Genomic DNA, 24,155 nt, shown 5'->3' on the forward strand with positions numbered 1-24,155 from the left:
CGCCGTTGCACACCGCGGGCCGGCGAAGCCGAAAGGCGGGCAGGCCGTTCGCGCCCGCGCATCAACCGGAGGGACTCCGATCATGCGTCACCTGCGTCTTCCCCTGAGTCACGCCCACGCGCCGTCGGTCGGCGACGCGTCGTCGCCGCCGGGCGCGCCGCGCCGTGCGCGCGGCGGCGCGAGCTGGCTCGTGTCGCCGTCCGTCGCGGTGCTGCTGCTGTGGATGTCGATTCCGCTCGCGATGACGATCTGGTATTCGTTCTCGCGCTACAACCTGCTGAACCCGGACGTGAAAGGTTTTGCCGGGTTCGACAACTACCGCTTCCTCGCGACCGATCCGTCGTTCCTGCCCGCGATCTGGCACACGCTCGTGCTGATCGGCGCGGTGCTCGCGATCACGGTGGTCGGCGGCGTGCTGATGGCCGTGCTGTTCGACCGCAAGTTCTACGGGCAGGGCGTCGCGCGGTTGCTCGCGATCGCGCCGTTCTTCGTGATGCCGACGGTCTCCGCGCTGATCTGGAAGAACATGATCCTGCACCCGGTGTACGGGCTCGTCGCGAACGCGATGCGCGCGCTCGGGATGACGCCGATCGACTGGTTCGCCGACTACCCGCTCACCGCGGTGATCATCATCGTCGCGTGGCAGTGGCTGCCGTTCGCGTTCCTGATCCTGTTCACCGCGATCCAGTCGCTCGACCAGGAGCAGAAGGAAGCCGCGCGCATCGACGGCGCGGGCCCGATCGCGATGTTCTTCTACATCACGCTGCCGCACCTGAAGCGTGCGATCGCCGTGGTCGTGATGATGGAGACGATCTTCCTGCTGTCGATCTTCGCGGAAATCTATACGACGACGGGCGGCGGCCCGGGCGACGCGACGACCAACCTGTCCTACCTGATCTACGCGCTGGGCCTGCAGCAGTTCGACGTCGGCCTCGCGTCCGCGGGCGGCATCATCGCCGTGGTGGTCGCGAACGTCGTGTCGTTCTTCCTCGTGCGGATGCTCGCGCGCAACCTGAAGGGAGAGTACGAGAAATGAGCGACCTGACCTTCGAAGGCCGGCGCGGGCCGGCCGTGTTCGACCTCGTGCGGCGCGCGTTGCCCGGCACGCTCGCGTGGCTGATCGCGCTGCTGCTGTTCTTCCCGATCTTCTGGATGGCGATCACCGCGTTCAAGACCGAGCAGCAGGCCTACGCGTCGACGCTGTTCTTCATGCCGACGCTCGACAGCTTCCGCGAGGTGTTAGCGCGCAGCAACTACTTCGCGTTCGCGTGGAATTCGGTGCTGATCTCGGCCGGCGTCACGGTGATCTCGCTGCTGTTCGCGGTGCCGGCCGCCTACGCGATGGCGTTCTTTCCGAACCATCGCACGCAGAAGGTGCTGCTGTGGATGCTGTCGACGAAGATGATGCCGTCGGTCGGCGTGCTCGTGCCGATCTATCTGCTGTGGAAGAACGCGGGGCTGCTCGATACGGTATCGGGGCTCGTGATCGTCTACACGCTGATCAACCTGCCGATCGCGGTGTGGATGACCTTCACGTACTTCAACGAAATCCCGAAGGACATCCTGGAGGCCGGGCGCATCGACGGCGCGTCGACGTGGCAGGAGATCGTCTACCTGCTGATGCCGATGGCGCTGCCGGGGCTCGCGTCCACCGCGCTGCTGCTCGTGATCCTGTCGTGGAACGAGGCGTTCTGGAGCATCAACCTGTCGAGTTCGAACGCCGCGCCGCTGACGGTGTTCATCGCGTCGTACTCGAGCCCCGAAGGGTTGTTCTGGGCGAAGCTGTCCGCCGCTTCCCTGCTCGCGGTCGCGCCGATCCTGATCGTCGGCTGGCTGTCGCAGAAGCAGCTCGTGCGCGGGCTCACGTTCGGGGCGGTCAAATGAGCGCGGCCGGCGAGGGGGCTGCCGGCCACGGCGCGAACGTCCTGATCTGCGATTGCGACGGCGTGCTGATCGACAGCGAGGCCGTGGCCGCCGACGTGATCGTGCGCGAACTCGATGCGCGCTGGCCGGGCGTCGACGCGCGGCCGGCCGTGATGCCGCTGCTCGGGCTGCGCATCGAGCGCGTGCTGGCCGGTGCCGGCGAGGCCGTCGGCCGCACGCTGTCGGCCGCCGACATCGACGCGATCCGCCGCGCGGTCGAAGCGGCGGCCGTCAATGCGCCGATGGTCGACGGCATCGACACCGCGCTGGCCGCGATCCCGTTGACGACGGCCTGCGCGAGCAACAGCTACCGCGCATACGTCGAGGCGGCGCTCGCGCGCACGGGCCTCGCGCGCTTCTTCGGCGACCGGCTGTTCTGCGCGGATGCCGTCGCGCGGCCCAAGCCCGCGCCCGACGTGTACCTCGCGGCCGCGCACTCGCTCGGCGCGGCGCCCGCGCACTGCCTCGTGGTCGAGGACAGCGTGACGGGCATCACCGCGGCGGCCGCGGCCGGCATGACCGTGCTCGGCTTCGTCGGCGGCGGGCACGCGTCGGCGGCCCAGATCGACGCGCTGCGCGGGATCGGCGCGCGTCACGTATTCGACGACATGCACGAGTTGCCCGGCTACGTCGCGCGCTGGCAGGCGACGGGCGCGGTGCTGCCGAACTAGCAACGATTGCGCGCCGCCGGCGAGGCGGCGCATCACGAACGAACGGAGACAGATCATGGCAAGCGTGCTCCTGCGCAACATCGCGAAGCGCTACGACGACACCGAAGTGCTGCGCAACGTCAACCTCGACATCGCCGACGGCGAATTCGTCGTGTTCGTCGGGCCGAGCGGCTGCGGCAAATCCACGCTGATGCGGATGATCGCGGGCCTCGAGGATATTTCGAACGGCGACCTGCTGATCGACGGCGCGAAGGTCAACGACGTGCCGAGCGCGAAGCGCGGCATCGCGATGGTGTTCCAGTCGTATGCGCTGTACCCGCACATGACGCTGTACGACAACATGGCGTTCGGCCTGAAGCTCGCGGGCGCGAAGAAGCCCGAGATCGACCAGGCCGTGAAGCAGGCCGCGAAGATCCTGCACATCGATCACCTGCTCGACCGCAAGCCGAAGCAGCTGTCGGGCGGCCAGCGGCAGCGCGTCGCGATCGGCCGCGCGATCACGCGCAAGCCCAAGGTGTTCCTGTTCGACGAACCGCTGTCGAACCTCGACGCCGCCTTGCGCGTGAAGATGCGGCTGGAATTCGCGCGGCTGCACGACGAGCTGAAGACGACGATGATCTACGTGACGCACGATCAGGTCGAGGCGATGACGCTCGCGGACAAGATCGTCGTGCTGTCGGGCGGCGCGGTGCAGCAGGTCGGCACGCCGAACACGTTGTATCACGCGCCGGCGAACCAGTTCGTCGCGGGCTTCATCGGCTCGCCGAAGATGAACTTCCTGAAGGGCACGGTCGAATCGGCCGACGCGGGCGGCGTGCTCGTGCGCTTCGACAGCGGCGAGACGCAGCGCGTGGCGGTGGACGCGAGCGCGCTGCAGCGCGGCGCCGCGGTGACCGTCGGCGTGCGGCCCGAGCACCTGCTGGTCGACGCCGCCGCGGACGGGGTGGCCGCGCGGACGATGGCGGTCGAGTCGCTCGGCGATGCCGCCTATCTGTATGCGGAGTCGGCCGCCGCGCCGGACGGGCTGATCGCGCGGATTCCGCCGCTCGACACGTACCGCACCGGCGAGGCGCTGCGCGTGCATGCGCAGGCCGAGCACTGCCACCTGTTCGACGAGCAAGGCCACGCGTTCCGCCGGCTGAGCGCGCACGCGAAGGCCGCGTGACGACCGGCGGCCGCGCCGCTCAGATGCGCAGGTGGTCGGCCAGGTAGTCGACGAACGCGCGCAGCTTCGGCGTCGGGTGCCGGCCCGACGGCCACAGCACATGGAACGGCGTGCGGCTCGCGACGTGCTCGTCGAGCACCGTGCGCAGCGTGCCGTCGGCCAGCGCGTCGTGCACGAAGAACTCCGGCAGGCACGCGATGCCGCGCCCGCGCAGCACGAAGCACAGGCGCGCTTCCGCGCTGTTGCTGACCATCGTGACCGGCACCTCGGGCGGCGGGCCGTGACGCGGCACGCGCAGCGGCCAGGTCTGGAGCCGGCCGCTGCTCGGGAAGCGGTAGTGCAGGCAGCGGTGACGCGCGAGATCGGCCGGCGTGCGCGGCGTGCCGTGCCGGTCGAGATAGGCGGGCGACGCGACGAGGTGCTGGCGGAACTGGCCGAGCAGCCGCGACGACAGCCGCGAGTCCGACGGCTGGCCGGTGCGCAGCACCGCGTCGAATCCTTCGTCGACGACGTCGACGAGCCGGTCGCTGAAATCGATGTCGAGCTCGATCTCCGGATACGCGGCCATGAAATCGGCGAGCACCGGCAGCAGCAGCGTGCCGATCGTCGGCAGGCTCACGCGCAGCCGCCCGCGCGGCGCTTCGGCACTGTGCGTCAGTTCCTGTTCGGCCGCGTCGAGCTCGGCGATCACGCGCCGGCACCGTTCGAGAAAACGCGCGCCTTCGGCCGTCAGCGTGATGCTGCGCGTGCTGCGGTGAAAGAGCCGCACGTTCAGGCGCGCCTCGAGCCGCGCGATGCGCTTGCCGATCGCCGATGCCGACAGCCCGAGCGCGCGGCCGGCCGCGACGAAGCTGCGCGTTTCCGCGACCTGAACGAACACGACGAAGCCGCCCAGATTTTCCATGCCGGTTCCCGATTGCGGACATCGATGTCCGGATTGTCCGGAACTCTACCCCGGTTTTTCTTCCCGCGCCGGCTCCCTACGATGGGCGTTCCTTCACCGTTCGAGGTCACGCCATGTCATTCCTGCCTGTCACCGCCCGTCGCGTCGAAACCGGGAGCGCGTCATGAGCGATTGCCCGTCGATGGACAGCCGCGTTGCCGGCCTGCCGGCACAGGCGGCCGAGCGCCTGCCGGTCGCGAACCTGCTGGCGCTCGCCACCGCCGCCTTCATCACGATCCTCACCGAAGCGCTGCCGGCCGGCCTGCTGCCGTTGATGAGCGCCGACCTGCGCGTGCCCGAGGCGCTGATCGGCCAGCTCGTGACCGTGTATGCGCTCGGCTCGATCGTCGCGGCGATCCCGCTTGTCGCCGCGACGCGCGCGATGCGCCGGCGCCGCCTGCTGCTCGCGGCGCTCGCCGGCTTCGTCGTGTCGAACGCGCTGACGGCCGTGTCGCCGTACTACGCGCTCACGCTCGTGGCGCGCTTCGTCGCCGGCATGGCGGCGGGGCTGCTGTGGGCGCTGCTGGCCGGCTACGCGAGCCGGATGGTCGATGCGTCGCTGCGCGGCCGTGCGATCGCGGTGGCGATGCTCGGCGCGCCGGTCGCGATGTCGGTTGGCATTCCGGCCGGTACCGCGCTGGGCGCGGCGCTCGGCTGGCGCGTCGCGTTCGCGCTGATCACGCTGGCGGCGCTCGCGTTGATCGGCTGGATCCGCCTGCGCGTGCCCGATTACGCGGGGCAGCCCGCCGGCGCGCGCGAGCCCGTGCTTGGCGTGATGATGCTGCCCGGCGTGCGGCCGGTGCTGACCGTGATGTTCGCGTACGTGCTCGCGCACAACATGCTGTACACGTATGTCGCGCCGTTCCTGGCAGGGGTGCGGATGGGCACGCAGGTCGATGTGGTGCTGTTCGTGTTCGGCCTCGCGTCGCTGGCGGGCATCGCGCTGACGGGCGCATGGATCGGCGCCGCGCAACGACGGCTGACGCTCGCCAGCATCGCGCTGTTCGCGCTTGCGGCGCTGATGCTCGGCGCCGGGTCCGGGATGGCGATCGTCTATGCGGGCGTCGCGCTGTGGGGGCTCGCGTTCGGCGGCGCGCCGACGCTGTTCCAGACGGCCGCCGCGAACGCGGCGGGGGAATCGGCCGACGTCGCGCAGTCGATGCTCGTGACGGTGTGGAACCTCGCGATCGCCGGCGGCGGCATCGCGGGCGGGATGCTGCTCGGCGCGACGGGCGCCGGCGCGATTCCGTGGGTGCTCGTCGCGCTGCTGGCGGCCGCGTGGATCGGCGCGTGGCGCGCGCGCCGGCACGCGTTCCCGGCGCCGCGCGCGGCCTGAGCGGGCGGCACCGGCGGCGTCAGGCCGCCTTCGCGGCGAGCGCGGCGCGCGCGCAGGTTTCGTCGGTGACGAGCCCCGACAGCCAGCCGCCGCGCAGCGCGGCGATCACCGCGTCATGTTTCTTCGGGCCGCCGGCGAACGCGATCGTCGGCAGCTTCGGCGGCGTCGCGAGCGCGACGCTCGTCACGCGCGCGCTGGTCGACACCGTGATCTGCGTACCCTGCGCGTCGATCGGCACGCCGAGCAGCTCGGCCACCGCGCCGAGCGCGGTCATCTCGTCGCGTTCCTGTTCGGTGATGAAGCCGTCTTCGTAGAGCGGGCAGTGCGGCCCGATGTTGCCGATCCCGACGAACGCGACGTCGGCCTGGCCCGACAGCGCCTCGACGATCCGGTACAGCCGGTGATTGCACCACTGCGCGCGCTCGGCGTCGCTGTCGGCGAACAGCGGCGCGGGCAGCAGGAAATGCTTGCTGCCGGTTTTCTCGGAGATGTACTGCGCGACGTCGTAGCGGTTCGACGAACCGTCGGCCGCGATCGCGCCGACCATCGACACGAGCCGGTGCTGCGGGCGGTCGATCTGCGCGATCTGCGCGACCGCGGCCTTCAGCGTGCGGCCGCTGCTGACCGCGATCACCATCGGCCGCGTTTCGTTCAGGTAGCGCTCCATTACCTGCGCGCCGGCGACCGCGAGCTTGCGGTCGATCGCGTCGGGCGCATCGGCATCGACGGGCACGACTTCGCACATCGCGAGGCCGTAGCGTTTCGACAGCTGCGCGCCGAGATCGAGGCAGTCGGCGAGCCGGTGATCGACGCGCACGCGGATCAGGTTCTTCTCGACCGCGAACGCGACGAGGCGCTGCGCGACCGGGCGCGAGACCTGCAGCTTCTCGGCGATTTCGTTCTGCGTGTCGCCCGCGACGTAGTAGAGCCACGCGGCACGGGTGGCGAGATCGAGTTTTTCTGAGGACTTGGACACGATAGCGATTCGGTTTGGATCAGGGGGCCGCCCCGCGGGCCGGCCGGCAGGCCGCACGACGGCGTCCACTGTAACGCATGTCGTGCGCTGCCCCGCGGTCGCGCCTACGCGAGCCGCGCGCGCGACGGTTCGTACAGCGGTTGCACGTGGCGGTACAGCGAGCGGAATGCATCGAGGCGTTCGCGCAGCCGTGCATGGCGGGCGGCGTCCGGCGCGTATTCGGCACGCACCGGCGGCTTGGTCAGCACCGTGTGCGGATCGCCGCCGACGGCCAGCCAGCCGAGCCGCGCCGCACCGAGCGCCGCGCCCGTTTCGCCGCCGCCGATCTGGCGCGTGCGCACGTTCAACGCGTCGGCGAGCAATTGCGCCCAGAACGCGCTGCGCGCGCCGCCGCCGATCAGCGACAGCTGGTCGGTTTCGACGCCGGCCGCATGCAATGCGTCGAGGCCGTCGGCGAGGCCGAGCGTCACGCCTTCGAGCACCGCGTAGCCGAGATGCGCGCGCTCGGTCGCATGCGTCATGCCGAAGAACACGCCCTGCGCATACGGGTCGTTGTGCGGCGTGCGTTCGCCGGACAGGTAGGGCAGGAACAGCGGCGCCGTCGCGAGCGCGTCGGCGTCGAGCGCTTCGACTTCGGCGAGCAGCGCGGGCTCGTCGGTGCCCGTCAGCTTGCAGACCCAGCGCAGGCAGCTCGCGGCCGACAGCACGACGCTCATCAATTGCCAGCGATCGGGAATCGCGTGGCAGAACGCATGAACGGCGGACGCGGGGTTCGGCATGAAACGGTCGCCGACCACGCTCAGTACGCCCGACGTGCCGAGCGACACGAAGCCGTCGCCCGCGTGGATCGCGCCGATGCCGAGCGCGCTCGTCGCGTTGTCGCCGCCGCCGCCCGCGACCACGACGGCCTCCGACAGCCCGAGCGCGCGTGCGACGTCCGCGCGCAGCGTGCCGGACGGCGCGTTGCCCTCGACGATGCGCGGCATCTGGTCGCGCGTCATGTCGCAGGCGGCCAGCAACGCGTCGGACCAGTCGCGGCGCGCGACGTCGAGCCACAGCGTGCCGGCCGCGTCCGACGGGTCGGACACTTTCGCGCCGGTCATCCGGAACCGCAGGTAGTCCTTCGGCATCAGCACGCACGCGGTGGCGGCGAACACGTCGGGTTCGTGCTTCGCGACCCACAGCAGTTTCGGTGCGGTGAAGCCCGGCATCGCGAGATTGCCGGCCAGTGCATGGAGATCGGGCGCACGCTCGGTGAGCAGCGCGCATTCGTCGGCGCTGCGCATGTCGTTCCACAGGATCGCCGGGCGCAGCACGCGATCGTCGCGGCCGAGCAGCACGGCGCCGTGCATCTGCCCCGACAGGCCGATGCCGCGCACCTGCGCGAACGCGTGCGGGTGCCGCTCGCGCAACGTGGCGAGCGCGGCGAGCGTGCCTTGCCACCAGTCGTCCGGATGCTGTTCCGCCCAGCGCGGATGCGGCCGCGACACGGTGAACGGCGTGCCGGCCGTGCCGACGACCGTGCCGTCGGGGGCCAGCAGCAATACCTTCACTTCCGAGGTGCCGAGGTCGATGCCGAGATACATGAGCGATCCGTTCCGTCAGTGGGGAGTCGCTACTTTAGCCGCGCGGCAGCGCACGTGCCAAGGCAGGTTCGCCCGGATGCGCGTCAGCGCTGCGCCAGCCATGCGTCGACCCGCGCGAGCGCGCCGCGCAGCGCCTCGAACAGCGCCGCGTTGCCGGCGAGCGAGCCCCACAGCGCGCGGCTCGCGCCCAGCGCGACGATCGGGTCGTCGGCTTCGGCGATCGCCCGCGCGGCGTCGTCGTCCATTACGCCGTCCTGGTACGCATACGGCAGCAGGCCGCGCGCCCAGCGTTCGAGAAAGCGCAGGAACAACGCGGGCAGCACGGCGGTGGCCACCGGCGCCGCGCCGCGTGCGAACGATTCGACGAGCGTCGGCGCGATGAAGCCGGGGATCTTCGAGAAGCCGTCGGCCGCGACGCGCTGGTTGGTGTCGAGCACGTACGGGTTGCCGAAGCGTTCGAGCACGACGTCGCGGTAGCGCGCGAGATCGAGCGGGCTCGGGCTCAGGCACGGGATCACGTCCTGCGTCACGTAGTCGTGCGCGAAGCGGCGGATCGCCGCGTCGCGCGTGCCTTCGTGAATGTAGGTGTAGCCCGCGAGCGTGCCGGCCCACGCGATGCAGCTGTGCGTCGCGTTGAGGATGCGGATCTTCGCTTCCTCGTACGGGTGCACGTCGTCGACGAGCTCGGCGCCGGCCAGTTCCCAGCGCGGCCGGCCGGCCGCGAAGCGGTCCTCGATCACCCACTGGATGAACGATTCGCCCATCACCGGGCACGCATCGTCGATACCGGTGGCCGCGCGCACGCGTTCGCGCACGTCGGCGGTCGGGCGCGGCGTGATGCGGTCGACCATCGCGCTCGGCGTCGCGACGTGCGCGTCGAACCACGCGAGAAGGGCCGTTTCGCCGCGCCGTTCGAGAAATTCGCGCATCCCCGCGCGAAAGCGCGCGCCGTTGTTGCGCAGGTTGTCGCAGCTCTGCAGCGTGAGCGGGCCCGCGCCGCGCTTCACGCGTTCGGCGAGCAGCGCCGCGAGCGCGCCGTACAGCGTCGTGCGCGCGCCCTGCAGGTCGGCCGCCAGATCGGCGTTCGCGACGTCGAGCCGGTTGTGTTCGTCGAGGTAGTAGCCGCCTTCGGTGACGGTGAACGACACGATCCGGCAGGCCGGATCGGCGCCGGCGTCGACCAGCGCGGCGAGGTCGATCGACCACGGCAGCACGCGCGTGATCGCGCGGATCGTCTCGTACGCACGCTCGCCTTGCGGCGTGACGGTTTCGAGCGTGTAGGCGCCGTGCTGTGCGGCGAGCGCGTCCATCGTCGCGCGCATGTCGTCGCGGATGTTGCCGACGGTCAGCGACCAGCGTTCGTCGGCCGGGACGGCCGCGTTCACGCGATGCAGATACCACGCCTGGTGCGCGCGGTGAAACGAGCCAGCGCCGATGTGCAGCAGCACGGGCGCGCGGGCGGAGGGCGATTCGCTCATCCGTTGTCTCCTGTTCGTGCCAGTCTTCTCAGTCGAATACGATCATTTGCTCTTTATGTGAGCGAATGATCGTATTCGGGCGAGCGAAAGTCAAGGCGGGGAAACGGCATTTCGATGGTGCACTGCGGCGGCGCGGGCACGGCGCGGGAGCCGCGCGCGCAAAGGGCCGGATGGGAAAACGGTGTCGGCGGCGTGCGGCCGCATGAAGGCAGGGGGCGGCCCGCACGTCGTCGTGACGGCGGGCGCATGACGGGCGTTACAGCGTGGTGCGCACGTGCCAGAGTTCGGGGAACAGCACGACGTCGAGCATCTTGCGCAGGTACGGCGCGCCGCTCGTGCCGCCCGTGCCCTGCTTGAAGCCGATGATGCGCTCGACCGTCGTCACGTGACGGAAGCGCCACTGGCGGAACGCATCCTCGAGATCGACGAGTTCCTCCGCCATCTCGTACAGCTCCCAGTGCTGCTGCGGGTGGCGATACACCTCGAGCCATGCGGCTTCGACCGTCTCGTCGTGCCGTGTCGGCTGCGTCCAGTCGCGATCGAGCCGTTGCGCCGCGATCGGGAACCCGCGCCGCGCGAGCAGGCGCACGACTTCGTCGTAGAACGACGGCGCTTCGAGCGTCGCGCGCACTTGTTCGAGGAGGTCGGGCCGGTGCGCATGCGGCTGCAGCATCTGCGCGTTCTTGTTGCCGAGCAGAAATTCGAGCTGGCGATACTGGTACGACTGGAAGCCCGACGACTGGCCCAGGTACGGGCGCATCGCCGAGTATTCGGATGGCGTCATCGTCGACAGCACGTTCCACGCCTGCACCAGTTGCTCGAGGATGCGCGACACGCGCGCGAGCATCTTGAACGCGGGCGGCAGCGCGTCGGTGCGCACCGCGTCGAGCGCGCCGCGCAGCTCGAACAGCGCGAGCTTCATCCACAGCTCGCTCGTCTGATGCTGGATGATGAACAGCATCTCGTTGTGATCGGGCGACAGCGGATGTTGCGCATCGAGGATCGAATTCAGCGACAGGTAGTCGCCATAGCTCATCGACTTCGAGAAATCGAGTTGCGCGTTGTGCCAGCCGGCATCGCCGGGCACGTGCGGCGCTTCGTGCGCGGCCGGTGCCGGTTGGGGGGCGCGTGCGCCCGAGAACGGGCAACCCGCCGGCGCGTCGCCGCCGGGTGGCTGCATATGACCAGAATTCACGACTCTCTCCAGATTTGAATGACGAACGCGCGGCGCGCGCCGGGTAATGACGGTCAGGTCACCGCGCCGCGTTCGGCGAACTCGGGCGCCTTCCACGCGTCGGTGGCGAGGATGTCGCGCAGCGTTTCGACGGCGTCCCACACGTCGGCGAAGCGCGTATAGAGCGGCGTGAAGCCGAAGCGCAGCACGTACGGCTCGCGGTAGTCGCCGATCACGCCGCGCGCGATCAGCGCCTGCATCACTTCGTAGCCGTGCGGATGTTCGAAGCTCGCCTGCGAGCCGCGCTGGTGATGCGCGCGCGGCGTGACGAGCTTCAGCGACAAGCCCGCGCAGCGTGCTTCGACGAGCGCGATGAACGCATCGGTCAGCGCGAGCGACTTGCGGCGGATCGCCTGCATGTCGGTCTGCAGGAACACGTCGAGCCCGCATTCGACCATCGACATCGACACGATCGGCTGCGTGCCGCACAGGAAGCGCGCGATGCCCGGATCGGGCGCGAAGCCCGGCTGCATCGCGAACGGCGCGCGGTGGCCCCACCAGCCGGACAGCGGCTGCGAGAAATGCGCGTGATGGCGCTGCGGCACCCACACGAACGCGGGCGAGCCCGGGCCGCCGTTCAGGTACTTGTACGTGCAGCCGACCGCGCCGTCCGCGCGCGCGCCGTTCAGGTCGACCGGCACCGCGCCGGCCGAGTGCGCGAGATCCCACAGCATCAGCGCGCCCGCGTCGTGCACGAGCTGCGTGACGGCCGGCATGTCGTGCATGTAGCCGGTGCGGTAGTTCACGTGCGTGATCATCGCGACGGCCGTGTCCGCGCCGAGCGCGGCGGGCAGGTCGGCCGGATCGTCGATCAGGCGCAGCTCGTAAGCGCCGCCGAGCTGTTCGATCAGCCCCTGCGCGATATACAGGTCGGTCGGGAAGTTCGAGCGCTCCGACACGATCACGCGGCGTTCGGGCGCGCGCCCGGCCTGGTGGCGCAGCATCGCCGACAGCAGCTTGAACAGGTTGATCGAGATGGTATCGGTGACGACCGTTTCGCCGGGCGCGCCGCCGATCAGCGTCGCGAGCTTGTCGCCGAGACGGCGCGGCAGCGCGAACCAGCCGGCCGTGTTCCAGCTGCGGATCAGGCCTTCGCCCCATTCGGCGCCGATCACCTGCTGCGCACGCGCGGCCGACGCGCGGGGCTGCGCGCCGAGCGAGTTGCCGTCGAGGTAGATCACGCCGTCGGGCAGCGAGAACTGGTCGCGCAGCGGGGCAAGCGGGTCGTCGCGGTCGAGCGCGAGCGCGTCTTCACGGGTCTTGATCATGATGTGGGGTCGTGGGTCGGGGTAATCAGGAAGCATGCGCGGGCAGCGCGCGCAGCACCGCGCGCACGGGGCTCGCGTCGAGCGTCGCGAATTTCAGCGGCAGCGCGATCAGTTCGTAGTCGCCGGGCGGCACGTCGTCGAGCACGATGCCTTCGAGGATCGCCATCCGGTGCGCGCGCACGCGGTGATGCGCGTCCATCGTCTTCGATTCCTGCGGGTCGAGCGACGGCGTATCGATGCCGATCAGCTTCACGCCGCGGGCGGCGAGCAGGTCGACGGCCGCGGGCGCGACCGCGCAGAAATCGCTGTCCCACTGCTCGACGCTGGCGCGCGCACAGGTGCGCAGCAGCACGCGCGGCGGCACGCCGTCGAGCGCGGCCGCGATGTCGGCCGGTTGCACGACCGGCGATGCGCCGATGCAATGGATCACGCGGCACGGGCCGAGATAGGTGTCGAGCGGCACGGCGCCGATCGGCGCGCCGTCGGCGTCGTAATGCAGCGGCGCATCGCAGTGCGCGCCGGTGTGCGGCGACAGCGTCACGCGCGCGACGTTGACCGGCGAGCCGGCTTCCATCCGCCATACGCGTTCGACGGAAACCGGCGTATCGCCCGGCCACACGGGCGTGGCGGGGCTGACAGGCGGCGAGATGTCCCAGAGGGTGTCCATGGCATGACGAATCGGTGAGTCGATGCTTCGAATGATAGGTGGACGCTCGCAGAAAGTGCTTGCGAAATAAACATGGACAATCCGCCGGATTGGCAGATAATTCGACTGAGAGGGAAAACGGGGACCAAAAATGCACGCGATCACGCTCGATGCCACCGACTGCCGGATTCTGGCGGTACTGCAGGAGGAGGGCAGAATCAGCAATCTCGACCTGGCGGAACGCATTTCGCTTTCGCCGTCCGCCTGCCTGCGCCGCATGCGCCTGCTCGAGGAGCAGGGCGTGATCGAGCACTATCGCGCGTGCCTGAGCCGCGAGAAGCTCGGCTTCGAGCTCGAGGCGTTCGTACAGGTGTCGATGCGCAACGAAGAGAATCAATGGCACGAGCGCTTCGCGGAAGCGCTGCGCGAATGGCCGGAGGTGGTCGGCGCGTTCGTCGTGACCGGCGAGAGCCACTATCTGCTGCGCGTGCTCGCGCACAACCTCAAGCACTATTCGGATTTCGTGCTGAACCGGCTCTACAAGGCGCCGGGCGTGATGGACATCCGTTCGAACATCGTGCTGCAGACGCTGAAGGATGAAGCCGGCGCGCCGGTCGGGCTGGCGCGCACGGGGGCGATCAAAGCGGTGTGAGGCCGTGGAAGCCGCCGCCGTGGAACACCAGCGGCGGGGTCGCGTCCGATACCGCACGCACGCCGCAGCGTTCGACTTCGCCGACGAAGATCACGTGATCGCCTTCGTCGTAACGGCTGCGGTTGTGACATTCGAACCACGCGAGCGCGCCGTCGAGCACCGGCATCCCCGAGTTGCCGGCCGCATGCGCGATCCCTTCGAAGCGGTCGCCCTTGTAGGTCGAGAAGCGCTTGCACAGGTCGAGCTGCGACGCCGCGAGCACGTTCACCACGTAATGACTGTTGCCGCGGAACACGGGCGTCGACGCCGATTTGTGCGCGAGACTCCACAGCACCAGCGGCGGATCGAGCGAAACCGAGTTGAACGAGCTCGCGGTGATGCCGATCAGCTGCCCGGACGGTGCGCGCGTCGTGATCACCGTCACGCCCGTCGCGAACTGGCCGAGTGCCTGCCGGAAGGCGGTCGCGTCGAAATCCGGCGGGTTGGCGCGGCTCATCGGGCCACCATCCGGAACGAGACAGGCAGGCGCGGCGCGACGCGGGTGGCGCGGGCACGGCGGACGAAAAGCGACAAGGCGGTCGATTGGGAAGGGGTGCGCATGGCCCGATTTTAGCGGAATCGGGGCTGGCGGGCCCGGCCGGACGGCGCATCGCGGGGGCAGGGTGGCATAGCGAACACTGCGTCGCGCGGCGGGATGCGCTGCCGCGGGCGGGCGGCCTGGCCGTCGTGCCCGTTCGGGTGCCGCGCCGGCGCATCCCGCCGGCCGTCGCTCCCGCGCTATCGCGCCGCCGCCAGTCCGAGCGACAGCGCACCCGTCACGATCAGGCTCGATGCCCACACGGCATCGAGATTGAACCAGCTCCGCGACACGAACTTCAGCCCGAGATAGCGGTACACGAGCCATGCGAGCCCGCCGCCCGCGGCGATCATCGCGGCCGCGTGCACGGCCGCGACGACGAGTGCCATCCCGAGATGCGCATCGACGAGCACGGTCGCGGCGCGGTGGCCCGCATCGCGGTCGAAGCCGCACAGCCCGAGGTAGACCGGCACCAGCATCAGCCCCGCGCCGTGCGCGATCGCGACCGCGAACGACCACAGGCCGAGTCGCGCCGGCGGGATTCGCGCGAGCGCGCGCGGGTGCCGGCGCCGGATCAGCAGCACGGCGCCGAAGCCGATCACGAGCGCGCTCGCGCCGATCCGGATCGCCGACTGCCACGCGAGCAGCGCGGCGAGCAGCCCGAACGGCAGCATCACCGCGAAGACCGCGAGCGCATGGCCGAGCGCGAGATAGCCGAGCGCCGCGACGAGCGCGGTGCCGCGGCGCGTCATCAGCGCGTTCGATACCGCGAGCGGCCAGCCCATCGCGGGATTGAGCCCGTGATAGACGCCGCTCGCGAGCACGGCCGCCCACAGGGCGACCTGCGCGTGCAGGCCGGCGTTCAACGCCTGACCGACGGATAGCAGAACGAGTCGGTCGAGCAGTCGCCGCCTTCGAGCCGGATCTGGTGCGCGCGATAGCCGTCGGGGAATTCGACCCAGTAGTCGTCGGCGAGCGTCAGCCCGCCGTCCGGCCCCGCATGCGCGAGCACCTGCGCGCCCGGCACGCCGTCCGGATAGAACTGGTCGTCCCACGTCGAATACAGCGAATTGGTCCAGTACACGCGCCGGCCGTCGCGGCTGATCTCGACCATCTGCGGGCCGCCTGCGAACCGGCGGCCGTTCGTGTGCGGCGCACGGCGCGCGATGCCGCCGATGCGTACCGACCCCGCGAGCACCGGATTGTGCGGATCCGACACGTCGTACTGGCGCATCTCGCCGGTGCCCCAGCACGACACGTACAGGAAGCGGTCGTCGAGCGACAGGTCGATGTCGGTCACGAGCGGCGGCACCGCGCCGAATCCCTGCAGCAGCGGCGGCAGCTCATCGGCCGTGGCCGGCTCGGCGGGAATCGTCGCGGTCTTCTTCACATGGAACTTGCCGTCCTCACGCCACCAGGTCCAGATCGAGCCTTCGAGGTTGGTCGTGTCGACCACGACGCCGACGAACCCGTATTCGCGCGCCGGGTCGTGCGCGGGCCGTACCTCCAGCGCCATCTGGTGCTGCGCGCCGAGATCGATCGTCTGCACGTTGCGCCGCGCGCGCAGGTCCCAGAAATGCAGCCGGTGCCCGTACTTGTTCGCGAGCAGGTCCTCGGGGACGATGCCGTTCTCGAACTGCGGCGGCAGCGCCCATTCGCTCGACACCATGTAGTCGCGCGGCAGGTTCCACCAGAAGTCGTAGTGCTTGTCCTGCGAGCCGCGGTCGATCTCCCAGCGGCCGAGCACGTCGAACGTCTCGCAATCCATGATGAAGATGCCGGGCGCGCCGTCGGTGCCGTCCTTGCCCGCGCCGCCGAGCGTGCTCACGTAGATGCCTTCGGGGCCGCAATGCACGGTGTGCGGGCGCGAGTAGCCGGTCTTCGCGAAGATCTCGTCGGGCTCGATGATCTTGTGGATGCGCGCCTGCGTCGGGTGCGGTTTCGTATCGATCACGTAGATGCGCGACGAGCGCAGGCCCGGGATGATCAGGAAGCGGCGCTCGAGGAACGCATGGCCGGTCAGCGGCGACAGCGACGACGAGCACGCATTCCAGCCGAAGTGGTGAAACTCGTCGCCGGTGTTCGGCATCGTCACCGTATGCACGATTTTTCCGTAGGTCGGCGATCCGGGCTTCACGTCGATCACGGCGAGCGCGTCGGGTCTGGAAAAATCGGGGCTCAGCAACAACGTATAGGCAAATTCCTCCGCCGGCGCCTGCATCGCAAGCTCGGGTGAAGCATGAAACGTCGGGTCAGGCCGCATGCTCATGGTGATGCCCTCTCGATGGGTTCGGATCGTGAACGCACGGCCGTTCGTTGCGGGCGTGCGGGTCGGGATGGCCGCGCGGCGCGCATCGTGCCGGCGGATGCGATCGGCAGGCGGACGCACGTGTCGGTGCCACGCGCGTTGCCATGCATCAGATCGTGAAAGCGGGGAAAGCCGGTAAAGGCAATACGCGGGAGCGCCGCGCCGGGGGCGGGACGGACGCGTGGCCTGGCGTTGGTACGGTTGAAGCGGCGGCCCGCGGCGCGACGCCGGCCAGGCGGGCGACGCAGGCGAATTCTGTTAAGGCGTGCATATCGATGTTCCGGCAGATGATGTTTGCATCAGGGTCGGGCATGCATCGGGCGCTGCGTGCGCGGCGACGGGTTTGCCGCCGCTCGCGCGTGCCTCAGTGTAGACGAGAAACGTGCGGCGAGTCGCGCGCGGCACCTGTGCAATCTGCCAGGTTCGCGCGCGAGTGAGATACTTGCCGGAGTGTCGCCGTGCCCCGCATCGCGGGCCGCGCGGCGGCGGGATGGAACGGCGGCAGCCGGCACGGGCGTGCCGCGGCCGTCATCAACGAGGGTCTGAATTCATGGGGAACGAGATGCTTGAAACCGCGACTTTGGGAGGCGGGTGTTTCTGGTGCACGGAGGCCGTGTTTCTCGACGTCGACGGCGTGACGGCCGTCCAGTCGGGTTATGCGGGCGGCCATACGCGCAATCCGGGCTACCGCGACATCTGCGAAGGCGACACGGGCCACGCGGAAGTCGTCAACGTGACGTTCGATCCGGCGCGCATCGCGTATCGCGAGATCCTCGAGATCTTCTTCGCGACGCACGATCCGACCCAGCTGAACCGGCAGGGCAACGACGTCGGCACGCAGTACCGGTCGGTCGTGTTCACGCATTCGGATGCGCAGCGCGACACGGCGCTCGACGTGATCCGCGAGCTCGAGCGCGAGCAGGTGTTCGGCCAGCCGATCGTCACGCAGGTCGTGCCGCTCGACGGCAACTACTGGCCGGCCGAGGACTATCACCAGAACTATTACGCGCGCAACCCGGGGCAGGGCTACTGCTCGGTCGTGATCGGGCCGAAGCTCGCGAAATTCCGGCAGAAGTTCTCGCACCGGCTGAAGTCGCTGCGCGGCGCGTAAGCGGGTAGCCGGCCGGGCCGGGCGTTACGCCCCCTCCGTTACGCCGCCTCGTTGCGCCACTGCGCGCACGCGGCGGCGATTTCGCGCGCGAGCGCGATGCACGACAGCGGCGCGGAGCCTTCCGCCTTGTTGTTGATCGTGATGATCACCGGCTGCCCGGCCAGCGCGTAGCGCGCGGCCAGTTCGGCGAGCGCCGAGCGCGTGGCCGGATCCTCGTCGACGAGTTTGTCGAACGGCTCGTATTTCGCTTTCGCCTGTTCGTACTTGAAGCCGCCGTGCAGGCTCCAGCGCACGATCAGCGGGCCCGGTGCGTCGCCGTCGAGCAGCGCGAGCGCGGCGGCCTGGCGCAGCGGGTCGGGCATTCGCGCGTGCAGCCCGACGCAGTAGCGCACGCCGAGCGACGCGAGCGCGCGGATGAAGCGCGGCGTGAGCAGGCTCGCGTCACGGATCTCGATCGCGTATCGCGGGCCGTCGGCTGCCGGCGCGAGCGGCGGGAGCGCCGCGAAGAACGCGGTCAGCCGGTCGATCAGCGCGGCCGGTTCGGCAAGCAACGGGTCGGGCAGCGGCGAGAACTGGAACACGAGCACGCCGGCTTTCCGGCCGAGCCCTTCGAGGCATGGCTGCACGAATTCGCGGGTCGCGAGCGCGGCGTCGAGGAAGGTCGGGTTCGGTCCCGACGGTTCGCCGCGGCGGCCGCGGATCACCGCGTCGGTCACCGAGGCCGGCGCCTTCACGACGAAGCGGAAGTCGTCGGGCACCTGCTGCGCGTAGCGCAGGTAGTCGGCCACCGACAGCGGGCCGTAGAACGACCGGTCGAGGCTCACGCTCCTGAGGAGCGGATGCGCGCCGTACGCTTCGAGCCCTTCGCGCGACAGCTTCGTCTGCGCGAAATCGCCGTCGTAGACGATGCCGTTCCAGCCGGGGAAATACCACGACGACGTGCCGAGCCGGACGTTCGGCGGCAGGCCGGCCGCGGCGTCGGCAACGTCCGCCGAGATCGGCGCGGGCAGCACGCCGCGCTTGCGCCGACCCTTCTTCGGCGGCGCGGCGGGCGGCGACGGTTCGTCCCACAGCAGCCCCGAGGACGGTGCCGGTTCGTCGTCGGCCGCGCGGGAGGGGGCCCGGGCACGCGGTGCCGGCGGCGCTTCGTCCTGCGCCTGCGGCGTCACGGGTTCATCGGTGCGGGCGGGGCGGGGGTCGTCAGTGGGTGACTGCGACGCGCGTGCCGCGTCCGCCGGCACGCCGAACAGGTCGAATTGCCCGTCGGCGTGCGACCCGTCCGTGTCGTCGCGCTGCTGTCGTTCCGGCGGCGTCTTGCGCCGCGTCCTGCCGTCACCCATGCATGCCCAGCGTGAAGCGCCGCCTAGCGCGGCAGCGCGTGTTCGTACATATAGCGCCGCGACCACGGCAGCGTTTTCGCGCTGCGTCCGGCCTTGCGGCACACGATCTGGAAGATCGACACGTCGTCGTGCTCGAATGCATACGCGCAGCCGGCAAGATACACGCGCCAGATGCGGAATTTTTCGTCGTCGACGAGGGCTTTCGCCTGGTCGGCCTTCGCCTCGAAGTTTTCCGTCCAGATGTCGAGCGTGCGCGCATAGTGCCGGCGCAGGCTTTCGACGTCAACCGCTTCGAGCCCGCCGCGCTGCGCCGATTCGAGCGCGAGGCTGATGTGCGGCAGCTCGCCGTCCGGGAACACGTAGCGGTCGATGAATTCGCCGCCGCCGAGCGCCGTCTCGCCGCTTTCCGCGTCGGTCGACGTGATCCCGTGGTTCATCGCGATGCCGTCGTCGGCGAGCAGGTCATGGATGCGCGAGAAGTAGAGCGGCAGGTTCTTGCGGCCGACGTGCTCGAACATCCCGACGCTCGTGATGCGGTCGAACTGGCCTTCGATCTCGCGGTAATCCTGCAGACGAATCTCGATCCTGTCTTCCAGCCCCGCGGCCTTTACACGCGCGGTCGCCAGGTCGAACTGGTTTTGCGACAGCGTCACGCCGAGACACGTCGCGCCGAACTTCTGCGCGGCGCGCAGCACGAGCGCACCCCAGCCGCAGCCGATGTCGAGCAGGCGCTGGCCGGGCTCGAGCTGGATCTTCGTCAGGATGTGGTCGATCTTCTTGATTTGCGCGGTGGCGAGATCCTCGTCGCCGTTCTCGAAGTACGCGCACGAGTACACCATGTTCTCGTCGAGCCACAACTGGTAGAACGCGTTCGAGACGTCGTAGTGGTACTGGATCGCCTTCTTGTCGGTGCTCTTCGAATGATTGAAGTAGCGTTTCACGCGCGCGAGCTTGCTCGCGCTCGTCACGGTGCTGCGGGCGAGCGAGTAGCCGATGTTGATGATGTCCGACAGCTTGCCTTCGATGTCGATCTTGCCCTTCACGTACGCCTCGCCGAGATTGTCGAGGCTCGGTTCGAGCAGCAGCGGCAACGCCGACGCGCTGTTTACCTTCAGCGTGACCTGCGGTGCGCTGAAGGTGCCGAAATCGAGTTGCTCGCCGTTCCACAGCACGAGGCGCGCCGGTATGTTCGCTTTCGCCCGTACTTCGTCCGCCCACTGTGCCAGCTTCTTTTCCCAGAACATTTGGATTCTCCGTTTGTTCGTTGAATCGAATACAGCCAAGTATCTTGACCGGCGCCCGCCGCTTGCGAAGCGGGCGCCCGGATGCAACACGAGACACGACCGGCGTGCGCCGGCGCCGCGCTTACGGCGACAGGCGCGAGATCGCCCAGCCCGCCGCCGTCGAGGCGTCGCGCGTATAGAGCAGGCGGTCGTGCAGCCGCGACGGGCGCCCTTGCCAGAACTCGATCGAGTCGGGCACGAGGCGGTAGCCGCCCCAGTGCGGCGGGCGCGGCGGGTTGTCGCCGTAGCGTTCGCTGACGGCCTGTTCGCGCGCTTCGAGCGTCGCGCGGCTGTCGATCACGGTGCTCTGGTCGGACGCCCATGCGCCGATGCGCGAGCCGAGCGGGCGCGACGCGAAATAGCGGTCGCTTTCTTCCGCACTGGTTTTCTCGATCCGGCCTTCGATGCGCACCTGGCGTTCGAGCTCGATCCAGTAGAACAGCAGCGCGGCTTGCGGATGCACGGCGAGATCGTGCCCCTTGCGGCTTTCGTAATTGGTGAAAAAGACGAACCCGCGCTCGTCGACGCCCTTGATGAGCACGATCCGCGCCGACGGCCGGCCGTCGGCGCCGACGGTCGCGAGCGTCATCGTGTTCGGCTCGGGCAGCTTGGCGGCGAGCGCCTCCTTGAACCAGCGATCGAACTGGGCGAAAGGGCTGGGGGCGGCATCGGCTTCGTCGAGCGAAGCGCGTGAATAGTTGATGCGGAGATCGGCGAGAGTCGTCATGTTATGCAAACGCTTCAATCTGGGGCCAGTATAGCGAACGCGCGGGAATCGTGCGTGCACAGTGGCGCGTGCGAGCGGGGAGTTCAGGCAAAATAGAGGGCTGCACGACTTACGTTTTCCTTGCTGCCATGTCCGCTGCCGACGCTGCCCCGCCCAGTTCTTCTGATCTTACCCCGACCCCGCAAATCCAGCTTGACGTGGATCGCGCGCGGCGCTTCGGCGGCGTCGCGCGCCTGTACGGCGCGCCGGCGGCCGCCGCGTTCGAGCGCGCGCACGTCGCGGTGATCGGCATCGGCGGCGTCGGGTCGTGGGTGGCCGAGGCGCTCGCGCGCAACGCGGTCGGCACGCTGACGCTGATCGATCTCGACAACGTCGCGGAAAGCAATACGAACCGGCAGATCCACGCGCTCGACGGCAATTACGGCAAGCCGAAGGTCGACGCGATGGCCGAGCGGATCGCGTTGATCGATCCCGCGTGCCGTGTGAACCGGATCGAGGATTTCGTCGAGCCCGACAACTTCGACGCGCTGCTCGGCGGCGGCTTCGACTACGTGATCGATGCGATCGACAGCGTGCGCACGAAGGTCGCGCTGATCGCATGGTGCGTCGCGAAGCGGCAGCCGCTGATCGTCGTGGGCGGCGCGGGCGGCCAGCTCGACCCGACGCGCATCCGCATCGACGATCTCGCGCTGACGATCCAGGATCCGCTGCTGTCGAAGGTGCGTGCGCAGTTGCGCAAGCAGCACGGTTTTCCGCGCGGGCCGAAGGCGCGTTTCAAGGTCAGCGCCGTGTATTCGGACGAGCCGCTGATCTATCCGGAAGCGGCCGCGTGCGACCTCGAGGACGGTGCCGAGCCGTCCGCGGCTGCGCATGTCGCGGGGCTCAACTGCGCGGGATTCGGCTCGAGCGTGTGCGTGACCGCGAGCTTCGGGTTCGCGGCCGCCGCGCATGCGCTGCGCGCGATCGCGGCGCGGGCCGCCGGCTGAGCGCGCGACGCGCGCGCATCGACGATTGAGGGTGCGGCGCGAGTCGTGCGCCGCAAGCGATCCGGCGTCCGGCCGGGCCGTGGCGGCCCGGCTGAATCGCCGTATCGGGTCAGTTGAGCGCCATGCTCAGCTTGCGTCGCCACCCGGCGACGAGATCGGGGCGATCGCCGGCCAGCTCGAACACCGAGATCAACGTGCGGCGGCCGAGATCGTCGCCGTATGCGCGGTCGCGCTTGACGATTTCCAGCAACTGCTCCACCGCGCCTTCGTACGCGCGCCGCGCGATCAGGCTCTGCGCGAGGTCGAAGCGCGCGTCGAGGTCGGCCGGGTTCGCCGCGATGCGGGCTTCGAGCGCGTCGGTCGGCGGCAGGTCGGCCGTGGCGTCGAGCGCGTCGAACCGGGTCTTGATCGCCTGGTAGCGCGGATCGCCGTTCTGCACCGTTTGCGGCGACAGGCGCTCGGTCTCGGCGCGCGCGGCGTCGACCTGGTTGTGCGCGAGTAGCAGTTCGATCAGGTCGAGGCGCGCGTCGTCGAAGCCGGGGTTCAGCGCGAGCGCCGCTTCGAGGTGCGTGAGCGCATCGTCGTAGCGCTGCTCGGCGATCGCGTATTGCGCGGCGCGGCGCTCGGCTTCCTCGGGCGCCGGCAGCAGCCGGTCGAGGAACGCGCGCAACTGGCCTTCGGGCAGGATGCCGACGAATTGATCGACCGGGCGGCCGTCGGCGAACGCGATCACGTGCGGGATGCTGCGCGTCTGGAAGTGCGCGGCCAGTTCCTGGTTCTCGTCGACGTTGACCTTCACGAGCTTCCAGCGGCCTTCGTAGTCGGCTTCGAGCTTTTCCAGCAGCGGGCCGAGCGTCTTGCAGGGGCCGCACCACGGCGCCCAGAAGTCGACCAGCACGGGCGTGTCCAGCGACGCCTCGATGACGTCTTTCTCGAAAGTGGCAAGCGTGGTGTCCATGTCGTTCTCTTCGGTTCGAATATCGTCAGGATGGGGGCGGCGCGCCCCTTTTTCAACGCGGCTTCGACTCGGGCAGCGGAATCCACTCGGTCTCGCCCGGCACCTTGCCCAGTTCCTGGCGCGTCCACGCTGCTTTCGCGCGCTCGATCGCGTCGCGGCTGCTGGCGACGAAATTCCACTCGATGAAGCGTTCGCCGTCGATCTTGTCGCCGCCGAGCAGCATCGCGCGCGCGCCGCTGCCGCTCGTCAGCGTGACCGTGGCGCCCGGCGCGAGCACGGCCATCTGTTCGGCCGGCACCGGCGTGCCGTCGATCGCGAGTTCGCCGTCGACCACATAGACCGCGCGCTCCTCGTGCGACGCATCGAGTTCGAGCCGGCCGCCGGCCGCGAATTCGGCCGCGACGTACAGCGTGCGCGAGAACGTCGTGACGGGCGAGCGCAGCCCGAATGCGTCGCCGGCGATCACCGTCAGCGCCACGCCGTCTTCGTTGCGCTTGGGCAGCGTGTCGGCCGCATGGTGCTCGAACGACGGCTCGGTCGTCTCGTGCGCCTGCGGCAGCGCGACCCAGGTCTGGATGCCGTGCACCGTATGGCCGCTGGCGCGCTGCGCATCGGGCGTGCGTTCGGAGTGGACGATCCCTCGGCCGGCCGTCATCCAGTTCACGTCGCCCGGCACGATTTCCTGCAGCGAGCCGAGGCTGTCGCGGTGCAGGATCGCGCCGTCGAACAGGTAGGTGACGGTCGCGAGCCCGATGTGCGGATGCGGGCGCACGTCGAGCCCCGTGCCGGCCGGCAGCGTGGCCGGCCCCATGTGATCGAAGAAGATGAACGGGCCGACGAGACGCGCGGCGAGTGCGGGCAGCGTGCGGCGCACCTGCAGGTTGCCGATGTCGCGCACGTGCGGCTTCAGCAGGGCTTTGATCGAGTCGGTCATGGCGGCTCCAGTGGGGCGGCGGGGGATGCCGGTCATTGTACTGGGCGCCCGCC

General features: G+C 69.4%; 23 protein-coding genes. 8 read left to right on the forward strand and 15 right to left on the reverse strand.

The genetic code is table 11. The features are described from left to right. The first annotated feature begins 82 nt into the window (after window positions 1–82). Genes AC0KUR_RS28555 through AC0KUR_RS28570 form a run of 4 tightly spaced genes read left to right on the forward strand, consistent with a single transcriptional unit; the run spans window position 83 to window position 3,759 of the window. Window positions 83–1,036, forward strand: coding sequence for a carbohydrate ABC transporter permease (locus AC0KUR_RS28555; protein ID WP_006496497.1), 954 nt, complete (start codon window positions 83–85; stop codon window positions 1,034–1,036). Continuing rightward, complete coding sequence (locus AC0KUR_RS28560) at window positions 1,033–1,884, forward strand: carbohydrate ABC transporter permease (protein ID WP_226228153.1); 852 nt, start codon at window positions 1,033–1,035, stop codon at window positions 1,882–1,884. The genes AC0KUR_RS28555 and AC0KUR_RS28560 overlap by 4 nt, the downstream gene beginning before the upstream one ends. Next, window positions 1,881–2,594, forward strand: a complete 714-nt coding sequence (locus AC0KUR_RS28565; RefSeq protein WP_226228150.1) for an HAD family hydrolase — start codon at window positions 1,881–1,883, stop codon at window positions 2,592–2,594. The genes AC0KUR_RS28560 and AC0KUR_RS28565 overlap by 4 nt, the downstream gene beginning before the upstream one ends. Window positions 2,595–2,649: 55 nt before the next feature. Next, a complete protein-coding gene (locus AC0KUR_RS28570) occupies window positions 2,650–3,759 on the forward strand; it encodes an ABC transporter ATP-binding protein (RefSeq protein WP_034190529.1) in 1,110 nt (369 codons plus the stop codon). Window positions 3,760–3,778: 19 nt separating this feature from the next. Here AC0KUR_RS28570 and AC0KUR_RS28575 read toward each other — a convergent pair whose 3' ends face one another. After that, window positions 3,779–4,663, reverse strand: coding sequence for a LysR family transcriptional regulator (locus tag AC0KUR_RS28575; protein ID WP_226228146.1), 885 nt, complete (start codon window positions 4,661–4,663; stop codon window positions 3,779–3,781). Between the two features lie 163 nt (window positions 4,664–4,826). Here AC0KUR_RS28575 and AC0KUR_RS28580 point away from each other — a divergent pair, with 163 nt between their 5' ends. Then, window positions 4,827–6,038: an MFS transporter gene (locus tag AC0KUR_RS28580; protein WP_124609880.1), complete on the forward strand. Its 1,212-nt coding sequence runs from the start codon at window positions 4,827–4,829 to the stop codon at window positions 6,036–6,038. A gap of 19 nt (window positions 6,039–6,057) precedes the next feature. Here the strand turns inward: AC0KUR_RS28580 and AC0KUR_RS28585 are convergent, their stop codons facing one another. The 6 genes from AC0KUR_RS28585 to kynB form a co-directional block, all read right to left on the reverse strand. Next, complete coding sequence (locus tag AC0KUR_RS28585) at window positions 6,058–7,071, reverse strand: sugar-binding transcriptional regulator (protein ID WP_080287921.1); 1,014 nt, start codon at window positions 7,069–7,071, stop codon at window positions 6,058–6,060. Window positions 7,072–7,118: 47 nt separating this feature from the next. After that, window positions 7,119–8,600: a xylulokinase gene (gene xylB / locus AC0KUR_RS28590; RefSeq protein WP_034190533.1), complete on the reverse strand. Its 1,482-nt coding sequence runs from the start codon at window positions 8,598–8,600 to the stop codon at window positions 7,119–7,121. Between the two features lie 83 nt (window positions 8,601–8,683). Further along, window positions 8,684–10,078, reverse strand: coding sequence for a D-arabinitol 4-dehydrogenase (gene dalD, locus AC0KUR_RS28595; protein WP_226228143.1), 1,395 nt, complete (start codon window positions 10,076–10,078; stop codon window positions 8,684–8,686). 256 nt (window positions 10,079–10,334) lie between these two features. Next, window positions 10,335–11,258 carry a tryptophan 2,3-dioxygenase gene (gene kynA, locus AC0KUR_RS28600; protein WP_034190535.1) on the reverse strand — a complete coding sequence of 308 codons (924 nt, stop codon included), beginning with the start codon at window positions 11,256–11,258 and terminating at the stop codon, window positions 10,335–10,337. A gap of 68 nt (window positions 11,259–11,326) precedes the next feature. Then, window positions 11,327–12,580 carry a kynureninase gene (gene kynU / locus AC0KUR_RS28605; RefSeq protein WP_034190536.1) on the reverse strand — a complete coding sequence of 418 codons (1,254 nt, stop codon included), beginning with the start codon at window positions 12,578–12,580 and terminating at the stop codon, window positions 11,327–11,329. A 25-nt stretch (window positions 12,581–12,605) separates the two neighbouring features. Then, the gene (gene kynB, locus AC0KUR_RS28610) at window positions 12,606–13,247 is read right to left on the reverse strand and encodes an arylformamidase (protein WP_034190537.1); all 642 of its coding nucleotides are present in this window, start codon (window positions 13,245–13,247) and stop codon (window positions 12,606–12,608) included. Between the two features lie 130 nt (window positions 13,248–13,377). On the opposite strand from kynB, the gene AC0KUR_RS28615 reads away from it, so the two are divergent. Then, a complete protein-coding gene (locus tag AC0KUR_RS28615) occupies window positions 13,378–13,878 on the forward strand; it encodes an Lrp/AsnC family transcriptional regulator (RefSeq protein ID WP_006477992.1) in 501 nt (166 codons plus the stop codon). Here the strand turns inward: AC0KUR_RS28615 and AC0KUR_RS28620 are convergent. From AC0KUR_RS28620 to AC0KUR_RS28630, 3 genes are all read right to left on the reverse strand, one after another. After that, on the reverse strand, window positions 13,865–14,374 hold the full coding sequence (locus tag AC0KUR_RS28620) for a flavin reductase family protein (RefSeq protein ID WP_034190538.1): 510 nt from the start codon (window positions 14,372–14,374) through the stop codon (window positions 13,865–13,867). The genes AC0KUR_RS28615 and AC0KUR_RS28620 overlap by 14 nt on opposite strands. A 281-nt stretch (window positions 14,375–14,655) precedes the next feature. Then, window positions 14,656–15,321 (reverse strand): hypothetical protein, encoded by a 666-nt coding sequence (locus AC0KUR_RS28625; RefSeq protein ID WP_059560248.1) that lies wholly within the window; start codon window positions 15,319–15,321, stop codon window positions 14,656–14,658. Beyond that, complete coding sequence (locus tag AC0KUR_RS28630) at window positions 15,318–16,724, reverse strand: selenium-binding protein SBP56-related protein (protein WP_034190540.1); 1,407 nt, start codon at window positions 16,722–16,724, stop codon at window positions 15,318–15,320. Before AC0KUR_RS28630 ends, AC0KUR_RS28625 begins: the two co-directional genes overlap by 4 nt. A gap of 589 nt (window positions 16,725–17,313) precedes the next feature. Between AC0KUR_RS28630 and msrA the strand changes: the two genes are divergently transcribed. Then, window positions 17,314–17,874 (forward strand): peptide-methionine (S)-S-oxide reductase MsrA, encoded by a 561-nt coding sequence (gene msrA / locus AC0KUR_RS28635; protein WP_034190541.1) that lies wholly within the window; start codon window positions 17,314–17,316, stop codon window positions 17,872–17,874. A gap of 38 nt (window positions 17,875–17,912) precedes the next feature. Here the strand turns inward: msrA and AC0KUR_RS28640 are convergent, their stop codons facing one another. The 3 genes from AC0KUR_RS28640 to pdxH all read right to left on the reverse strand — a co-directional run bounded on the left by AC0KUR_RS28640 (window position 17,913) and on the right by pdxH (window position 21,224). Next, the gene (locus AC0KUR_RS28640; protein WP_473376720.1) at window positions 17,913–19,214 is read right to left on the reverse strand and encodes a DUF72 domain-containing protein; all 1,302 of its coding nucleotides are present in this window, start codon (window positions 19,212–19,214) and stop codon (window positions 17,913–17,915) included. 23 nt (window positions 19,215–19,237) lie between these two features. Beyond that, complete coding sequence (locus AC0KUR_RS28645) at window positions 19,238–20,458, reverse strand: class I SAM-dependent methyltransferase (RefSeq protein WP_473376721.1); 1,221 nt, start codon at window positions 20,456–20,458, stop codon at window positions 19,238–19,240. 121 nt (window positions 20,459–20,579) lie between these two features. Next, window positions 20,580–21,224 (reverse strand): pyridoxamine 5'-phosphate oxidase, encoded by a 645-nt coding sequence (gene pdxH / locus AC0KUR_RS28650; protein WP_034190544.1) that lies wholly within the window; start codon window positions 21,222–21,224, stop codon window positions 20,580–20,582. Window positions 21,225–21,352: 128 nt separating this feature from the next. Between pdxH and AC0KUR_RS28655 the strand changes: the two genes are divergently transcribed. Next, window positions 21,353–22,210 (forward strand): tRNA threonylcarbamoyladenosine dehydratase, encoded by an 858-nt coding sequence (locus AC0KUR_RS28655; RefSeq protein WP_034190545.1) that lies wholly within the window; start codon window positions 21,353–21,355, stop codon window positions 22,208–22,210. Between the two features lie 109 nt (window positions 22,211–22,319). Here the strand turns inward: AC0KUR_RS28655 and trxA are convergent, their stop codons facing one another. Together trxA and AC0KUR_RS28665 are read right to left on the reverse strand one after the other, a co-directional pair. Next, window positions 22,320–23,168, reverse strand: a complete 849-nt coding sequence (gene trxA, locus AC0KUR_RS28660) for a thioredoxin (RefSeq protein ID WP_200089434.1) — start codon at window positions 23,166–23,168, stop codon at window positions 22,320–22,322. 52 nt (window positions 23,169–23,220) lie between these two features. Continuing rightward, window positions 23,221–24,102 carry a pirin family protein gene (locus AC0KUR_RS28665; RefSeq protein WP_200089432.1) on the reverse strand — a complete coding sequence of 294 codons (882 nt, stop codon included), beginning with the start codon at window positions 24,100–24,102 and terminating at the stop codon, window positions 23,221–23,223. Window positions 24,103–24,155 lie beyond the last annotated feature (53 nt).

The organism is Burkholderia sp. YHN3-13 (genome assembly GCF_055810675.1).